Origin of the sequence: Mesorhizobium sp. RIZ17 (assembly GCF_051127865.1) — a bacterium.
GTDB lineage: Bacteria > Pseudomonadota > Alphaproteobacteria > Rhizobiales > Rhizobiaceae > Mesorhizobium > Mesorhizobium humile.
This window is the reverse complement of the sequence record NZ_CP147861.1, coordinates 2,689,927-2,705,796: the sequence shown is the minus strand read 5'-3', so window position 1 is coordinate 2,705,796 and position 15,870 is coordinate 2,689,927. Positions and strand designations below refer to the sequence as shown.

General features: G+C 63.1%; 16 protein-coding genes. 9 read left to right on the top strand and 7 right to left on the bottom strand.

Annotated elements, in window-relative coordinates:
- Positions 1-4 precede the first annotated feature (4 nt).
- From WDX12_RS13215 to WDX12_RS13190, 6 genes are all read right to left on the bottom strand, one after another.
- A complete protein-coding gene (locus WDX12_RS13215; protein WP_320297708.1) occupies positions 5-1,288 on the bottom strand; it encodes an AAA family ATPase in 1,284 nt (427 codons plus the stop codon).
- A 45-nt stretch (positions 1,289-1,333) separates the two neighbouring features.
- Positions 1,334-2,071, bottom strand: a complete 738-nt coding sequence (locus WDX12_RS13210; RefSeq protein WP_320297709.1) for a CpaD family pilus assembly protein — start codon at positions 2,069-2,071, stop codon at positions 1,334-1,336.
- Between the two features lie 14 nt (positions 2,072-2,085).
- The gene (locus WDX12_RS13205; RefSeq protein WP_320297710.1) at positions 2,086-3,612 is read right to left on the bottom strand and encodes a type II and III secretion system protein family protein; all 1,527 of its coding nucleotides are present in this window, start codon (positions 3,610-3,612) and stop codon (positions 2,086-2,088) included.
- Positions 3,609-4,421, bottom strand: coding sequence for a Flp pilus assembly protein CpaB (cpaB, locus tag WDX12_RS13200; RefSeq protein ID WP_320297711.1), 813 nt, complete (start codon positions 4,419-4,421; stop codon positions 3,609-3,611). The genes WDX12_RS13205 and cpaB overlap by 4 nt, the downstream gene beginning before the upstream one ends.
- Positions 4,422-4,643: 222 nt before the next feature.
- Complete coding sequence (locus WDX12_RS13195; RefSeq protein ID WP_320297712.1) at positions 4,644-5,162, bottom strand: A24 family peptidase; 519 nt, start codon at positions 5,160-5,162, stop codon at positions 4,644-4,646.
- A 158-nt stretch (positions 5,163-5,320) separates the two neighbouring features.
- A complete protein-coding gene (locus WDX12_RS13190; protein ID WP_320297713.1) occupies positions 5,321-5,497 on the bottom strand; it encodes a Flp family type IVb pilin in 177 nt (58 codons plus the stop codon).
- A 348-nt stretch (positions 5,498-5,845) separates the two neighbouring features.
- Here WDX12_RS13190 and WDX12_RS13185 point away from each other — a divergent pair, with 348 nt between their 5' ends.
- The 3 genes from WDX12_RS13185 to WDX12_RS13175 all read left to right on the top strand — a co-directional run bounded on the left by WDX12_RS13185 (position 5,846) and on the right by WDX12_RS13175 (position 7,667).
- Complete coding sequence (locus WDX12_RS13185; protein WP_320297714.1) at positions 5,846-6,265, top strand: pilus assembly protein N-terminal domain-containing protein; 420 nt, start codon at positions 5,846-5,848, stop codon at positions 6,263-6,265.
- Positions 6,266-6,406: 141 nt separating this feature from the next.
- Entirely contained in the window at positions 6,407-7,018 is a 612-nt protein-coding gene (locus WDX12_RS13180) for a TadE/TadG family type IV pilus assembly protein (protein WP_430699285.1), read from the top strand.
- A gap of 37 nt (positions 7,019-7,055) precedes the next feature.
- Positions 7,056-7,667, top strand: a complete 612-nt coding sequence (locus WDX12_RS13175) for a TadE/TadG family type IV pilus assembly protein (RefSeq protein ID WP_320297715.1) — start codon at positions 7,056-7,058, stop codon at positions 7,665-7,667.
- Between the two features lie 4 nt (positions 7,668-7,671).
- On the opposite strand, the gene WDX12_RS13170 is transcribed toward WDX12_RS13175, so the two are convergent.
- The gene (locus WDX12_RS13170; RefSeq protein ID WP_434725154.1) at positions 7,672-8,610 is read right to left on the bottom strand and encodes a phosphate/phosphite/phosphonate ABC transporter substrate-binding protein; all 939 of its coding nucleotides are present in this window, start codon (positions 8,608-8,610) and stop codon (positions 7,672-7,674) included.
- 132 nt (positions 8,611-8,742) lie between these two features.
- Between WDX12_RS13170 and WDX12_RS13165 the strand changes: the two genes are divergently transcribed.
- The 6 genes from WDX12_RS13165 to dnaN all read left to right on the top strand — a co-directional run bounded on the left by WDX12_RS13165 (position 8,743) and on the right by dnaN (position 15,856).
- Positions 8,743-9,981 (top strand): phosphopentomutase, encoded by a 1,239-nt coding sequence (locus WDX12_RS13165; RefSeq protein ID WP_434725153.1) that lies wholly within the window; start codon positions 8,743-8,745, stop codon positions 9,979-9,981.
- A complete protein-coding gene (gene mutM / locus WDX12_RS13160; RefSeq protein WP_434725152.1) occupies positions 9,974-10,864 on the top strand; it encodes a bifunctional DNA-formamidopyrimidine glycosylase/DNA-(apurinic or apyrimidinic site) lyase in 891 nt (296 codons plus the stop codon). Before WDX12_RS13165 ends, mutM begins: the two co-directional genes overlap by 8 nt.
- A gap of 47 nt (positions 10,865-10,911) precedes the next feature.
- On the top strand, positions 10,912-11,685 hold the full coding sequence (locus WDX12_RS13155) for an enoyl-CoA hydratase (protein WP_434725151.1): 774 nt from the start codon (positions 10,912-10,914) through the stop codon (positions 11,683-11,685).
- A gap of 196 nt (positions 11,686-11,881) precedes the next feature.
- On the top strand, positions 11,882-12,148 hold the full coding sequence (rpsT, locus tag WDX12_RS13150; protein ID WP_140645317.1) for a 30S ribosomal protein S20: 267 nt from the start codon (positions 11,882-11,884) through the stop codon (positions 12,146-12,148).
- 912 nt (positions 12,149-13,060) lie between these two features.
- Positions 13,061-14,536, top strand: a complete 1,476-nt coding sequence (gene dnaA, locus WDX12_RS13145) for a chromosomal replication initiator protein DnaA (RefSeq protein ID WP_434725150.1) — start codon at positions 13,061-13,063, stop codon at positions 14,534-14,536.
- A 201-nt stretch (positions 14,537-14,737) separates the two neighbouring features.
- Entirely contained in the window at positions 14,738-15,856 is a 1,119-nt protein-coding gene (dnaN, locus tag WDX12_RS13140; protein WP_140645319.1) for a DNA polymerase III subunit beta, read from the top strand.
- The last annotated feature ends 14 nt before the right edge of the window (positions 15,857-15,870 follow it).

The window sequence follows — 15,870 nt, the reverse complement described above, 5'->3', positions numbered from 1 at the left end:
AGCGTCACTTCTTGTTGCGCGAGAGCTTGCCGAGGATCGAGCCCAGGCCTGCCTTCTTCCTTGCCTTGATTTCACTGCGTCCGGTCAGCACATGCGCTACTTCGTTGATGGTGGCGACGACCGGGCTCTTGGCGTCCATCTCGCTCAGCATGCGGCCGTTGTTGGCGGCATTGCCGAACAGCAGCGGTTCGAAGTTGATCACGGCCATCGGCGTGATGCCGAGCGGTTCGGCGAAATCGGAAGCCGCGATCTCGGGCCGTTTCGGCACGCCCGCCTGGTTGATGATCAGCTTCGGCGGCGGATCGTTCGGACGCAGCCGCTTCAGCATATCCACCATGTTCTTGGTGTTGCGGAGATTTGCCAGCTCGGGCGTGGCCGTGATGACGATCTCGTCCGCCTTGATCAGCGTGCTCTTCGTCCACCCGCTCCAGACGTGCGGGATATCGAGGACCAGCAGCGGCGCGCTACGCTGCGCCGTCTCTATGATCTGCGAGAAGGCCTCCGGATCGAAATCATAGACGCGCTCGAGCGTGGAGGGCGCCGCGAGCAGCGACAGATGCTCGGCGCATTGCGCGAGCAGGCGGTCGAGATAGACCTCGTCGACCCGCTCGGGCGAAAACACCGCCTCGGCGATGCCTTGCGCCGGATCCTGGTCGAAATTGATGTTGGCAGTGCCGAAGGCGAGATCGAGATCGGCGATGACGACCTCGGACTTGAACAGGGACGACATCGCCCAGGCGACATTGTGAGCGATGGTCGACGAGCCGACGCCGCCCTTGGCGCCGATGAACGCGATCGACCGGCCGATCGGCTCCGATTCCGGATCGACGAAGATCGACGACACGACGCTGACGATGTCGGTCATGGAGACCGGCGCGATGACATATTCGGAAATGCCTGACCGGATAAGCTCCCGGTATAGCCCGACATCATTGTAGTGGCCGATGACCACGACCTTGGAGGACGGATCGCAATATTCCGCGAGCTGGCCGAGTTGTTCGAGCAACTGCTGCGGCTCGCTGCGCGATTCCAGCAGGATCAGGTTCGGTGTCGGCGCGGACTGGTAGAACTCGATCGCGGTCGGGACACCGCCCATATGGACCTTGAGATGGGCCTTGGCCATCCGCCGATCCTCGCCGGCGCGCGCGACGGGATTGGCGACCCCCTCGGTCTCGCAGAAGGCCTGGATCGAAATGCGCGGCACGGGACGCAGCGCCTGCATGGCGGCGATGTCCTGCTGCGAAAGTTCGCCGGTTTCCGCGGGCGTGTCGTAGGCAAGATTGCTCATCGTCATGCTCTTTCCGTGACTGCTCTCTTCGTCGTCCGGCGCGGCTCAGTAGGTTACTTCTGAATTGCTGAGAAACTCCTCGGAGATACCCCTCTCGCGGTACTTGTCGATCACCGCGCCGCGATTTTCGGCGTCGATGTCGGACTGCTTGCGCGGTCCGATCAGATCGTTGGGATTGGCCACCTGGGCCGCGAGGTTGTTCTGATAGGAGCAGCCGAAGTCGGCATAGTGCTTGTTCTCCGACGTCTCCGTCAGATCATCTGGCCAACGTCCGCATTTGTCGGTCTGGGCCCGCACCGCGACGAAAGCGACACGCACCGGCGCGGACGCCTCGGGCACAGCCGACTGATAGGATGTCATCACGATACGGTTGCGCTTGACGCCCGCCGCCATGGCGAGCCTGGCGAAATCGCGGCCGGCGGCCCGGGCGGCAACCTCGTTGGCGGACCCGGCCGGCATCGCGATCGTCAGCGCCGGCGCGGCGCTCTTGTCGTAGCCGTCGAGAAAACCGAGCAGCGTATCGCGCTGCGCGCCGGTCATGCCGCGATCGCCGGCGCCGACCGGCAGGTCGATCTTCTGGTTCTTCTCGGCGATGACGATCGGATGGGTCGTGCGGTAATCGTCCGGTATCGAGCCGACCGTGACACTGTCGCGGTGCCAGTTGGCGCAGCCTGCGAGCGATGCCGCAAGCATGACCGCCAGTGCCGGGACCACCTGCCGACGGATCCTTGCGATACCGGATGCTGTCCGGACCGTCATGACCTTCGATGCTGACTTGGACATATCCGCATTCCCACTCATTTGTAGATGAAGCCAACGACGCCGTGATAGCGGCCCGGCGGTCTATCGGTCTGCATGGTGCCGTAGACGCGGTTGACGCGGCCGAGGAACATGCCGGCGCCATCGCTCGGCGCATTGAAGTTGTCGTCCGGCTTGGCCAGGTCGTTGCGCGCCACCGGCCGCGACAGATAGGGCGTGATGATGATGACGAGCTCGCTCTCGTTGCGCACGAAATCCTTGCTGCGAAAGAGCGTGCCAAGCACGGGGATCTTGGTCAGACCGGGTAATCCAGTGACAGCTTGCCTGATATCGTCTCGCACCAGGCCTGCTATCATCATCGAACCACCGGATGGCAGTTCCACCGTCGTATCGGCCAGGCGCTTGCGAAGCGACAAAGCGTTCATGCCGATGTTCCTATTGTCCGTGGATGCCGACGCGGATCCTTCTGTTGTCGGTTCGGAAACCGAGGTTCTGACTTTCAGGCTTATGCGACCCGGCGACAGAACTACCGGCTGGAATTCCAGGCCGATGCCGTACTCGATCTTGGAGATCGAGTAGTTCTGCAGACCAGTCTGATTGCTGTTGGAGACGTTGGCGGAAACACTGGTCACCATATTGTATTCGCCGCCGACCTTGAAGGTCGCCTTTTCACCTGACACGGCGGTCAAGGTCGGCTCGGCCAGAGTCTTCATGACCCCCGACTGCTCCATTGCGTTGATATAAGACTGCAGCCCCGACGAACTAATACCGACGCCCGCATTAGACAGCGGTTTGCCAAGACCCATGTAAGGATCGCTGAGCGCGCCCCACGAAATGCCGTTGCTGGCGCCGCTGGCGAGCATATTGACGCCGAGCTGCTTCATCACCGAGCGGCTGACTTCGGCGACGGTGACCTTGAGCGTCACCTGATCGTCGCCGACGATCTGCAAGAGGTTGACGATCTTGGAGGTCCGGCGCTCCTGGTCGGGGTTGTTGATGTCGACGCCGCCATTGACCGAGCCGCCGGCGGCGGTCTGCGAATATTGACCCGTCGTCGCTTCACCGCCGGACACGAAGATGGTCGCCAGGTCGACGGCGCGCTTGGAATCGAGAGGCGTGTCGACCATGCCCGTCAGGACGACGTTGTCGTTGAGAAGCTCGACCTTGATCTGCGAGGACGGGATGAAGCGCTTCAGATAGTCCTCCAGCCCGGCGACGTCGCGCTCGACGGCCAGATCCAGGCTGACGATCTGCTCGCCATTGGGGCCGAAAACGAAGATGTTGGTTTCGCCGACCGCCTTGCCAAACAGGTAGATGCGCCGCGCTGTGCGGGTCACGGCATCGGCAACCGCCGGATTGGCGACGAGGATATCATAGGCGTCGTTAGGCAGGTCGATGACCACTGATTTATTGAGGCCGAGCTTGACGCGCTGCGTGGCGATGGAAGCCGACACGCCGGCACTCGCAGCCTTGGCTTCGACCAGTCCCGGGGCGCTGGTGCCGAGCAGGAAAAAACCGATCGCCGCGGCGGCCAGGGAGGGCAGCAGTTTACCGTTTAGCCTCATTTCCTTGCTCCCACCTCGGAAACCTCACCGGACTTGATCAGCCGTACTGTTCCGCGCCGGCCGCTGCCGTTGACCAGATAGTCGGCCTCGTCCGTACTCTTTTCATGGATGTCGGTGATCGGACGCAGCGCCAGCGTGAGCCGGTCCGCCATCTGCTGCGCCACGGTGATGATCTCGGCCTGCTGCGGCGTCAGTTCCAGCGTCGCGGTCTGGCCAACCCTGGTCTTCTTGCCTTCCTCGTCTTCCTGGATGGTCTGGTCGATGGCCAGCACGCGGATGTTCTTGAGGATGGTCGAGGTGTTGAAGCCGGTGCCGCCGTTGCCTGTGTCGGCACGGCGGGTCATGATGACGTCGACGAAGTCGTTGGGCAGGATGAAGCCGCCGGCGGACGTGTCGGCCGATATCGCGGTGGCGACAGCGCGCATCCCTGAAGGCAGGATCGACGACATGAAGCTCTGCCCCTCGCCGACCAGCTTGGAGCGGCGCAGCGGCTCGCCGGTGTACATTGCGACGCGCGCTACCGAGCCCTTTAGCTTTTCGATCGCGTCAGGTTCGGCGGCGCGCGTGATGAAATTGGCGTTGACGCCATCGGCCGGCCATTGTTCCCAGCTGATGTTGGTGCCGAGCTGGCTGCCCATCGCCACGTCGCCGGAAAGCACCAGCACATCCTGCAATGCGATTGCCGGCTGCTTGGGCGCATCGACGACGACCTGAGGCGGCGGCGCCACGACCATGTTTTTTGCGACATAGCCCGCGCCACCCGCCGCGACCGCAGCCACGCCCAGAATAATCAATCGGGATGCTGGCATTCGTCCGATACCCTTCGCCTCAAGGCAAACCACCTCGCAAGGCCGGACTTTGCAGCCGCAATCGTCAAAACAAGGTTAATGCAATGCTTACGATCGTGATTAATTTAAGGTTTACTCAAATTCGATTGAACGGCCCCGCCGTTAACGAAAAAGGCGGCCAGGCCGCCTTTGTTTTGATGGTTGCCTCAGAACCGCAGCGCACGCACTTGTGGGCGACATGCATCAGGTTGTGAGCCTCTCCAGCGCCCAGACCATCAGCGGCGAATCCGGGAAAGTGATCAGCCCACCCGCGCCAAGCGCGATGCCATAGGGAATGCCAACGCTCTGGTCTGCGAAATGGCGCAGAAGTCGGTTGTGGCCGGTGTACATGGCGAGCGGCGATTTCCGGTAAACCAGGATTGCGAGGGTAAGCAGCCCGCCGATGAAAGCCGACGTCACCAGATAGCCGATCAGGTTGATGTTGAGGCCCATCCATAGAGCGGTCGCGGCGAGAAGCTTGGCGTCGCCGCCGCCCATGCCGCCGAGCGCAAAGAGGCCGAACGTCACCGCAAGCACGAGGGCGCCTGCAGCGAAGTGCCAGCCATAGGTTGTCCAGTCCATACCGGTGAGCGGCGCGACAAGCGCGAATGTCGCCACCAACAGCACCGGAACACGGTTGGCGATCGTCATCGACAAGGCGTCCGAGACCGCCGCGAACAGCATGCAGAACGGAAAGACGACGAAGATCACGGCTTCAAGCATCGATGCGGCGCGCCCATGGCAGTTTCCAGCGGCATCCTAGGCACGCCGGATTAACGATCGATGAGGCCGGCCGATCAAAATCGGCCGACCACATGAAAAAGGGCCGCCAGCCGGCGGCCCTTTTTCTGTGTGTCGAAAAGGCGCGATACGCGGCCTTATTACGGAGCCGCGCTGTTGAGGGTAGCGGCGATGTTGGCGAACTTGGCGTTCAGCGCGCTGCCGAGCGAGGTAGCGCCGACCATGATGGCGAGCGCGATGAGAGCGGCGATCAGACCGTATTCGATGGCGGTCGCGCCGGATTCGTCCTTCACGAAACGTGCAATGAGATTAGACATGCGAGAGCTCCTACTCCACGTGTTACAGCACTTCCGTCAACTTCTCTTCGCGGTTGATCGGATGCTGCAAATCTAGGGAGAAGCCGTTTCGATCGGCTTAATAAACAGCCTTACCGATTCCTTTCCGGTGGCGAACGCATTGTGTGGTTAACCGCGGGCTAAACATCGCCAACCAGCTCGGGACCCGGGGAAACCGGCGCTTGTGCAATATTCCTAAAACAGTAAGCGCCATCGGCGCATGACGCGCCAAGCGAGCCGATCCTTAATCATGGCCGGGCCCGGCTTAACCGTTGGTTCACCAATCTCGTTCATGTTCCGTTGAAGAATCTGCCCGCCAGGAGCGCTTCAATGACGTCGAGATCGCTGTTTCCAGTCGCCGCGCTGCTGGCAACTGCCGCCTTGGTCATGCCGGCCAGGGCCGGCGCGGGTATAGAAGTCACCATGAACCAGGCCAAGATCGTCAAATTGTCACGCGCGGCCGACACGGTCGTCATCGGCAATCCGGCGATCGCCGACGCCTCGGTGCAGGACGCCTCGACCATCGTTCTCACCGGCAAGGGCTTCGGTGTCACAAATCTGGTCGTGCTCGATTCGGACGGCAGCCCGATCGTCGATGAGCAGGTGACCGTCGTGCGACAGGCCGCCTCGTCGGTGCGCATCTACAGACGCGCCGACGTCCAGACCATGTCCTGCACGCCCTATTGCGAGAGCGCGTTCAAGAGCGAGGCCGAGAAAGCTTCCGAGACCGAAATGAGCGCCGGGCACTGAGCCCTGCGAGGGCAGGCCCAGTGGCATTAAAGACAGCTTAAGGCTTGCCCGGCGAATTTAACGATCATCCATACCGGAACTCAATGGGTTTTCGCTAACCTTGCCGCCGGTACCGCAAAGGGGATCGGCAGGAACTTTGATATGAGCAAGGATGCCACATCCGGCAACGGCATGGACAGCAAGGCGCGCGCCAAAGCCCGCCCTGGCTTCTTCAGCGACAGGCGCGGCAGCACGGCGATGGAATTCGCGATGCTGGCCATCCCTTTCGCGCTTCTCGTCTTCGCCATCCTCGAAAGCTGCATTTCGTTCGCCGGCCAGGAGGTGATGGCCAACGTCACCGACGACGTGGCCCGTCAGTTGCGCACCGGGCAGCTTCAGCAGAACAACGTCACCGAAGCCTCGATCAAGCAACTGATCTGCAATCGCTTGCAGATCATGGTTTCCAACAACTGCACCGATACCGGGCCAGATGCTCCACTGCTGGTCGATCTGCGCGAATACTCGACCTTCGCGGACGCCGCGACGGCGGGTTTCAAGATCGTGAGCGGCGATATTGTGCTGACGCAGGGCGCGAATACGATGTCTCCTACCGTCTCGCCCGGACTGGCGGAGTCCATCAACATGCTTCGGGTGTTCTACAAATGGCCGGTAATGACCGATTTCCTGGCCAAGTCGATGGCAAATCTGAAGGACAGCAAAACGCTGCATTTCGCGTCCGTGACCTGGCAGAACGAACCATTCGACGACAATTGAGACTGCTCGACGGCTAAGCCGCGGCGTGGAGGACGATATGCATAGTGCGGGGGCACTCCAGGGGATTTCGGCAAAGGTGGAGCGGTTCTGCCGCGATCGCCGCGGCGTCGCGGCGATCGAGTTCGCGTTCATCGTGCCGGTGCTCCTCATCATGTATTTCATCACGATGGAGGCCTCGCAGGCCATCGAGACCGGCAAGAAGGTCAGCCGTATCGGCAGCATGGTCGCGGATCTCGTCACGCAGCAGCAGACCGTCGTGAAGGCGAACCTCGATGCAATGATGCAGATCGGCACATCGACGCTGCAGCCTTATAACCGTTCATTGCCGACGATCATCATCACAGGCATACAGATCACGGACGAAGCGTCGCCGAAGGTGCAGGTTGCCTGGTCGCGCAAGGTGGTGGGCACCACCTACAGCGCCGACGCGGCCGCCAACACGATCACCACCGTCCCGTCGGCGCTGATAATCCGCAACACTTTCCTGATCCGCGTGGAAAGCGACCTCGGCTACAAGCCGATCATCACCTGGTCCGCCAGCAATTCGCAGACGCTCGGGCTGACCTCGGCCTTCAGCAACATATCGATGAGCGAAACCTATTATCTAAGGCCGCGCCGGAGTCCGACGATTCCCTGCAGCGACTGCTGATACGCTATTCCTGCCCGGCCGTTTCCTGCCGCACGATCGCCACGGCCATCGCATAGTCCTTCTGCGCGGCCGGCCCGAAACCGCCGGAATGCGTCGCCTCAACCAGGTCGTACACGTCGGGCGTCTGGGACTTGAGATTGGTCAGGAAGACCGTCAGTCGCCGCTTTGCCTCCGGATCGAGATCGCTGCGGACAGCGTGCGGGCCATAGCGCAACAGGCCCGAGGTCCATAACACCCGAAGCGACGCCTCGGGGATGCCGACGGCCTCCAACCGCGCGACGGTGCCCTCGGAACGGGTGGACCGGCCCTCGGCATCGGCCGGTTCCCAGCCGAACAGCGCGTCCGCTTCGCCGCCACTCAGCATCGTCTCGGCCGCGGTTGCCGAAGCGGCGCGCGCCAGGAAGGGCGAGTCCTGTGCGATCTTGACGCCTTCGGCCGACAGCGCCGCCAGCGGCAGCAACGCGCCGCCGACATTTTCGGCCGGCGCTATCGCGATCCGGTGCGAAGCGATCGCCGCAAGGTCGGGAAGCCTGCCGTCGCGCGTCACCAGGATGGAACGGATGCCGACGGCGCCGTCGGCATCGACCGGCGCCACCAGAGGCTCGACGCAGCCGCAGCGCTCCGACGCGGTGGCATAGGCGAGAGCGGAATAGATCGCATACTGCACACGCCCGCTCGCCTGTGCCTCGATCAGCGCCGCGTAGTCGCGCGCAACGACGAACTCGACCTTCATGCCGAGCGCATTGGCATAGGCGTCGGTCAGGCGCGCGAGCCCCGGGACGGTGTTGCCGCCGCCCGGTTCGGCGACGATGCCGATGCGGAAGGTGCCGATGTCGTCACGCCAGTCGGCGCGTGCCGGCCAGGAGGCGGTGCAGTACGCCGCGAGGGCGGCCGCGCATATTTTCAGGGCCTGCCTTGCCGCGGTTTTGCCGCGCCTTGCCATACCTCGTCCGCTCCCGCCGCATCCGCGCCTCGCCGCAACTATGGCGACAAGCCGTTGCGGTTTGGTTTCCGATTTGCCAACACCGCCGGGGAACCTTATGTCTGGCAACCCAGACTGACAACAAAGATACCCATGGCGCGCGCGTTCCTGTTCGTTCTCGATTCTTTCGGCATCGGCGGCGCGGCCGACGCCGAGCGCTATGGCGATGCCGGCGCCGACACGTTCGGACATATTTTTCAGGCCTGCGCCGGCGGGCGTGCCGACCAGGCGGGTCTGCGCAACGGGCCGCTGGCTGTGCCCAACATGATGTCGCTCGGACTTGGCCGGGCGGCCCAGACGGCGACCGGACTCAAGCTCGACGTCGACACGCCGTTGCTTGCCTCTTCCTTCCACGGAGCTGCCCAGGAAGTGTCGAGCGGCAAGGACACGCCCTCCGGCCACTGGGAGATCGCCGGCCTGCCGGTGCGTTTCGACTGGGGCTATTTTCCCGACACGGTCCCAGCCTTTCCGGCCAAACTGACCGAAGCGATCATCCGCGAGGGCAAGGTGCCTGGGATCCTCGGCAATTGCCATGCGCCCGGAACCGAGATCATCGAACGGCTCGGCGAAGAGCATATCCGTACCGGCAAACCGATTTGCTACACGTCGGTCGATTCCGTGCTGCAGATCGCCGCGCATGAAACGCATTTCGGCCTGGAGCGGCTTTATGAGCTTTGCCTCGCGGTGCGTCGGCTGGTCGATCCGCTCAAGATCGGGCGCGTGATCGCGCGGCCTTTCGTGGGCGAGACGAAAGCCACCTTCCAGCGCACCCACAACCGCCGCGACTATGCGGTGCCGCCGCCGGAGCCGACCCTGCTCGACCGGCTGACCGGGCGCGGCAGCAAGGTCATCGCCGTCGGCAAGATCGGCGACATCTTCGCTCATCGCGGCATTTCGGAAGTGCGCAAGGCGGGTGGCAACATGGCCATGTTCGACAAGGCGCTCGGCGCAATGGACGATGCCGGCGACGGCGACCTGGTCTTTGCCAATTTCGTCGATTTCGATACCGAGTTCGGTCACCGGCGCGACGTCGCCGGCTATGCCGCCGCGCTCGAGGCGTTCGACCGCCGGCTGCCGGAGGCGCTATCGCGCATCGGGCCGGGCGACCTTCTGATCCTCACCGCCGACCATGGCAACGATCCGACCTGGCGCGGCACCGACCATACGCGCGAACGCATTCCGGTGATCGGCACCGGGCCGGGGCTGACGGGCGGCGACATCGGGCTCAGGCCGACCTTCGCCGATATCGGCGAAACCGTCGCAGACCACCTCGGCCTGGCCGCCGGTCGCCACGGAACATCCTTCCTCGCGACGATAGGCGGCCATGCCTGAGCTGCCCGAAGTCGAAACCGTCCGGCGCGGACTGCAGCCGGTCCTGGAAGGGGCGCGGCTCGTCAAGGTCGAGGCGCGCAGGCCCGACCTTCGCTTTCCTTTTCCCGAGCGCTTTTCGGAACGGCTTACCGGCAAGACCGTGACGGCGCTTGGCCGCCGCGCCAAATATCTGACGATGCATATCGAGAACGGCCCGGTTCTGATCTGCCATCTCGGCATGTCGGGATCGTTCCGTGTCGAGGCCACCGAGGGCGGCGACATAGCCGGCGCCTTCCACCACGAGCGCTCGAAAAGCACCGCGCACGACCATGTCGTGTTCGATGTCGTCTCGCCGAAGGACGAGCGCTCCCGCGTCGTCTTCAATGATCCGCGCCGTTTCGGCTTCATGCTGTTTGCCGAAGGGGCGCCGGACACGCATCCGATGCTGGCCGGGCTGGGCATCGAGCCAACCGGCAACGCGCTCGACGGTCCCCTGCTCGCCTCGCTGCTGAAGGATCGCAGATCGCCGCTCAAGGCAGCGCTGCTCGATCAGCGTCTGATCGCCGGACTAGGCAATATATATGTGGCGGAGGCCTTGTGGCGCGCCGGCCTCTCGCCATTGCGCGAAGCTGGCACCATCGCCGGGTCCGCCAGGAAGGCGAAAGAGCAAAGCGGGCGCCTTGCAGAGGCGATCCGCTCGGTCGTCGCCGACGCGATCGCCGCCGGCGGCTCCTCGTTGCGCGACTATGTCCAGGCCGACGGATCGCTCGGCTATTTCCAGCATTCCTTCGCGGTCTACGATCGCGAGGGGGAGCCATGCCCGAAGCCGGGCTGCAGCGGCCACATCGAGCGCATCGTGCAAAGCGGCCGCTCGACCTTCTATTGCCGGACCTGTCAGCGGTAAGCTAGGAACCGTATCGATCATCTCACTGCCGCGGAAGGAAGCGAGCCATGGCCCATGAAACCATTATCGTCGAGACGCGCGGCAAGGTAGGGCTGATCACGCTGAACCGGCCCAAGGCGCTCAATGCGCTGAATTCGCAAGTCCTTGCGGAGGTCGTGGCGGCGGCGAGCGCCTTCAATGCCGATCCCGGGATCGGCGCGATGGTGCTTACGGGCTCGGAAAAGGCGTTTGCCGCCGGCGCCGACATCAAGGAAATGCAGGCGATGTCCTTCGCCGACGCCTACACGCAGGACTTCTTCATCGGCTGGGAGGAATTCACGCGCACGCGCAAGCCCATCATCGCGGCGGTCGCGGGCTATGCGCTCGGCGGCGGCTGTGAGCTGGCCATGATGTGCGACTTCATCATCGCCGGCGACAATGCCAAGTTCGGCCAGCCCGAAATCACGCTCGGCGTCATGCCGGGCATGGGTGGATCGCAACGGCTGACTCGCTTCGTCGGCAAGTCGAAGGCGATGGACATGTGCCTGACCGGGCGGATGATGGACGCGGCCGAAGCCGAGCGCAGCGGACTGGTATCACGGGTGGTGCCAGTCGCCGAGCTCGCCGAGGAAGCGCTGAAGGCGGCGGCGAAGATCGCCGAGTTCTCTCTGCCGTCGGTCATGATGACCAAGGAGGCCGTCAACCGCGCCTACGAGACGACGCTCGCCGAAGGGCTGCGCTTCGAGCGCCGCCTGTTCCATTCGCTGTTCGCGCTCGATGATCAGAAGGAAGGCATGGCCGCGTTCGTCGAGAAACGGAAGCCGAATTTCAACAACCGCTAGGGCATGCTGCCCAATGACGGAAAGCCGGCCATGACCCGACGCGCTTTCAGTCTCCAAAAAGACCGACAAGTGGCGTTGACGCGCCGGAAAAGCTGAACTATAAGCCGCACCAACCGAGGCGGCCCTGTGGCTGCCCGTTTGTTTTTTGCGCCCCGCGGCACCCCGCTGGCGCCCACCAGATCAGAAGAGAGGCATCATGGCCAATACATCTTCGGCCAAAAAGGCAACGCGCAAGATCGCCCGCCGCGCCGCGGTCAACAAGAACCGCCGCTCGCGTGTCCGCACCTATGTCCGCCAGGTCGAAGAGGCGCTGGCCGCCGGCGACAAGGCCGCGGCGGTGGCAGCCTTCAAGGCGGCGGAGCCGGAATTGATGCGCGCCGCCACCAAGGGCGTCGTCCACAAGAACACGGCTTCCCGCAAGGTTTCGCGGCTGGCCCAGCGGGTCAAGACGCTGTCGGCCTGACCGACTCAATCCTTAATCCATCGACGTTGAACCCGGTCGCACAGGCCGGGTTTTTTCGTTTGCCGGCAAGTACTTAAAAAAAATGCCCGCGAGCGCTGCTTGTGGTGCGATTCCAAGGCCAGTAATGTTTTGCCGGCATATTCAACGCCATTGATAGCGGCACGCCCTCCCCGCGGCACCTGCCCAAATTTGCCTGGCAAAAAATCCGCAGTTTTTTCAAAGACTTACAGCCGGTCATCCACAGCTTGTTCAACTCAAGGTCGAGCGGCGGGGGAGAAGTAGCTGTCAAGAGAATTATTTCAGAATATTTCGTTTCGGGCGGCCTTTTTCATATTCGCCGGAAAAGGGTTTGAATCACAATGGCTTTGTCAAAACGTGCCGTGGCGGCACCCGATTTCAAGCCCCGTCCGGTAACCAGATTCGTTAAAAAACCGTTAGACGTGGCCTTGCCCTATCCACAACGATTTCGGTAATGTCCATCCATCGAAGGGACGGGCTTCAGCCCCTGACCCAGCCTGAATCGGCCAGCACAAAATGGCAGAATTCATGACGTGGAGCAATTCCGCGTGTGGCTTGGTTTGTCTCTTCGGTGCGGGTAGGGGACTGGCGTAATTGTACATGGCAGTCGATGTCTCGCCGGCGTTTTCGCCGGAGGGTGCGGTGTTGCCTTGTCTTTGTTGGAAGCCGGCGTGCGGAGCCGGCAGCTGGTCCCTTGCGCGTGTTGCGACGATCGTTGCCGGCGGCGGCAGCGGCATCGCGGCGAAATCAGGTCGCCGGACCAAGGATGCAGGAGGCGCATCCCCGGCGGGAAAAGGGTACGAGAGACAAGGGACTTTGATCATGCAGAGCGGCATCGAGAGGGAGCTAGCGGGCGAGCTTCCATTTCCAGCAACTTTTGCCGGGGGGCACGACGTGGCGGCATCCAGCGACGCGGAACAGAAGTTCGAGCGGGTGAAGACCCAGCTGAAGGCGCGTCTCGGAGCCGAGGTTTATTCGAGCTGGTTCGGCCGCATGAAGGTCGCCGAAGCTTCCCGCGGCGTTGTCCGCATCTCGGTGCCCACGGCTTTCCTGCGGTCCTGGATCAACGGCCATTATCTCGAGCTTATCGGGGAGCTGTGGCGGCACGAGGATCCGGACATCCTCAAGATCGAGATCGTCGTGCGCACCGCGACTCGCCAGGGGCGCAACCCTATCGAGCCGGAAATCGTGCCGGCGCGGAAGATGACCAAGCAGGCGCATACCGCGCTCGCCAACGGCACCGCGAGCGCCGGCCGCGTGGAACAGCGGGCGCCGGCGCCCCGCCAGGGCGCGTCCGCGGAACCGGAGTTCCGCCACAACGTGCTGGGGTCGCCGCTTGACCCGCGTTACACCTTCGCCTCCTTCATCGAAGGACCGTCGAACAGAGTGGCCTTCGCCGCGGCCAAGGCGGTGGCGGAATCGCAGTCGAGCGCGGTGCGTTTCAACCCGCTTTTCCTGCATGCGACCGTCGGGCTCGGCAAGACGCACTTGTTGCAGGCGATCGCAGCGGAATCGCTGCGGCACAACCCGAAGTCGCGCGTCGTCTATCTGACGGCGGAGTATTTCATGTGGCGCTTCGCCACCGCGATCCGCGACAACAACGCGCTGACGCTGAAAGAGCAGCTGCGCGACATCGATCTCCTGATCATCGACGACATGCAGTTCCTGCAGGGCAAGTCGATCCAGCACGAGTTCTGCCATCTCATCAACATGCTGCTCGACAGCGCCAAGCAGGTGGTGGTCGCGGCCGACCGGCCGCCGTCGGAACTGGAATCGCTGGAGCCGCGCGTGCGTTCGCGCCTCAATGGCGGCGTGGCGCTGGAAATGTCGGCGCCGGATTTCGCCATGCGGCTCGGCATGCTGAAGCTGCGCCGTGCCACCGCCAAGACCGATGATACCTCGCTCGACATTTCGGACGAGATCCTGGAGCACGTCGCGCGCACGGTGACCGGCAGCGGGCGCGAGCTTGAAGGCGCCTTCAACCAGCTTCTGTTCCGCCAGTCGTTCGAGCCGCAGATCACCATCGACCGCATCGACGAGATCCTCGGCCACATCTACCGTTCCGGCGAGCCGAAGCGGGTACGCATCGAGGACATCCAGCGCATCGTGGCGCGCCACTACAACGTGTCGAAGACGGAGCTTCTGTCCAACCGGCGCACGCGCACCATCGTCAAGCCGCGGCAGGTGGCGATGTATCTGTCGAAAGTGATGACGCCGCGCTCGTTGCCGGAGATCGGGCGCCGCTTCGGCGGCCGCGACCACACGACCGTGCTGCATGCCGTGCGCAAGATCGAGGACCTTTCGGGCGGGGACAACACGCTGGCGCAGGAACTCGAACTGCTCAGAAGGCTGATCAACGACCAGGCCTGAAGGGGCGTGGAAATAGCCGGCGACGCGCTTCGCGGGCTTTATCCCCAGAAAGCCCGCGCTACCGGCCGGAACCGGTGTCGCGGGCTTGCGTTCGCAGGCTTTTTACTGTCAGCTTACAGAGATTCTGAAGGCCTTTCAGGGCTTTCACGGGATACCGCCTGCCGGTGACCCGTTCATCCATTGAAGCGAGCCTGTTTCGTCATGCGTGTTATCCTGGAACGGTCAAACCTCCTGAAGTCCCTCAACCACGTGCACCGCGTGGTCGAGCGGCGCAACACCATACCGATCCTGTCCAACGTGCTGCTCAGCGCCGAGGGCGCCAGCCTCGAGATGAAGGCGACCGACCTCGACCTTGAAGTGACGGAAGCGACGCCCGCCAAGGTCGAGCGCGGCGGCGCGACGACGGTACCGGCGCATCTGCTCTACGACATCGTGCGCAAGCTTTCCGACGGCGCCGAGGTGATGCTGAAGACGGACGAGGACGGCAACGCGATGACCGTCACCTCCGGCCGCTCGAGCTTCCGTCTGCAGTGCCTGCCGCAATCCGATTTCCCGGAGCTTTCGGCCGGTTCGTTCTCGCACATCTTCCGGCTGGAATCGGCGGCGCTCAAGGGCCTGATCGACAAGACCCAATTCGCCATCTCCACCGAAGAGACGCGCTACTATCTCAACGGCATCTTCCTGCACACGCATGAGGTGGGCGGCAAATTGAAGCTGCGCTCGGTGGCGACCGACGGGCATCGCCTGGCGCGGGCCGAGATCGACGCGCCGGCAGGCTCCGAAGGCATGCCCGGCATCATCATTCCGCGCAAGACCGTGAGCGAGCTGCAGAAGCTGGTCGACGACCCGGACGTGGCGGTGACCACGGAACTGTCGGACACCAAGATCCGCTTCACCATCGGCAGCGTCGTTTTGACCTCGAAGCTGATCGACGGCACCTTCCCCGACTACCAGCGCGTCATTCCGACCGGCAACGACAAGAAGCTGATCATCGACCGCCAGAGCTTCGCTGCGGCGGTAGACCGCGTTTCCACCATTTCCTCCGAACGCGGCCGCGCGGTGAAGCTCTCGATCAACGAAGGTCAAGTCACACTTGCCGTCAACAACCCGGATTCGGGCAGCGCCACGGAGGAACTGGCGGCGGACTATTCGTCTGATCCGATCGAGATCGGCTTCAACGCCAAATACCTGCTCGACGTCGCGGCCCAACTCACCGGCTCGGAAGCCAAGTTCATGCTGGCCGATGCCGGTTCGCCGACGCTGATCCATGACATGGCCGACGAGACGGCACTCTACGTGCTGATGCCGATGCGAGTGTAGGTCCGAGACGGACC

What these genes read in the sequence shown, in the direction of transcription:
- WDX12_RS13215 (WP_320297708.1), bottom strand. Translation starts at nt 1,288, where the DNA reads ATGAGCAATCTTGCCTACGACACGCCCGCGGAAACCGGCGAACTTTCG.
- WDX12_RS13210 (WP_320297709.1), bottom strand. Translation starts at nt 2,071, where the DNA reads ATGTCCAAGTCAGCATCGAAGGTCATGACGGTCCGGACAGCATCCGGT.
- WDX12_RS13205 (WP_320297710.1), bottom strand. Translation starts at nt 3,612, where the DNA reads ATGAGGCTAAACGGTAAACTGCTGCCCTCCCTGGCCGCCGCGGCGATC.
- cpaB (WP_320297711.1), bottom strand. Translation starts at nt 4,421, where the DNA reads ATGCCAGCATCCCGATTGATTATTCTGGGCGTGGCTGCGGTCGCGGCG.
- WDX12_RS13195 (WP_320297712.1), bottom strand. Translation starts at nt 5,162, where the DNA reads ATGCTTGAAGCCGTGATCTTCGTCGTCTTTCCGTTCTGCATGCTGTTC.
- WDX12_RS13190 (WP_320297713.1), bottom strand. Translation starts at nt 5,497, where the DNA reads ATGTCTAATCTCATTGCACGTTTCGTGAAGGACGAATCCGGCGCGACC.
- WDX12_RS13185 (WP_320297714.1), top strand. Translation starts at nt 5,846, where the DNA reads ATGACGTCGAGATCGCTGTTTCCAGTCGCCGCGCTGCTGGCAACTGCC.
- WDX12_RS13180 (WP_430699285.1), top strand. Translation starts at nt 6,407, where the DNA reads ATGAGCAAGGATGCCACATCCGGCAACGGCATGGACAGCAAGGCGCGC.
- WDX12_RS13175 (WP_320297715.1), top strand. Translation starts at nt 7,056, where the DNA reads ATGCATAGTGCGGGGGCACTCCAGGGGATTTCGGCAAAGGTGGAGCGG.
- WDX12_RS13170 (WP_434725154.1), bottom strand. Translation starts at nt 8,610, where the DNA reads ATGGCAAGGCGCGGCAAAACCGCGGCAAGGCAGGCCCTGAAAATATGC.
- WDX12_RS13165 (WP_434725153.1), top strand. Translation starts at nt 8,743, where the DNA reads ATGGCGCGCGCGTTCCTGTTCGTTCTCGATTCTTTCGGCATCGGCGGC.
- mutM (WP_434725152.1), top strand. Translation starts at nt 9,974, where the DNA reads ATGCCTGAGCTGCCCGAAGTCGAAACCGTCCGGCGCGGACTGCAGCCG.
- WDX12_RS13155 (WP_434725151.1), top strand. Translation starts at nt 10,912, where the DNA reads ATGGCCCATGAAACCATTATCGTCGAGACGCGCGGCAAGGTAGGGCTG.
- rpsT (WP_140645317.1), top strand. Translation starts at nt 11,882, where the DNA reads ATGGCCAATACATCTTCGGCCAAAAAGGCAACGCGCAAGATCGCCCGC.
- dnaN (WP_140645319.1), top strand. Translation starts at nt 14,738, where the DNA reads ATGCGTGTTATCCTGGAACGGTCAAACCTCCTGAAGTCCCTCAACCAC.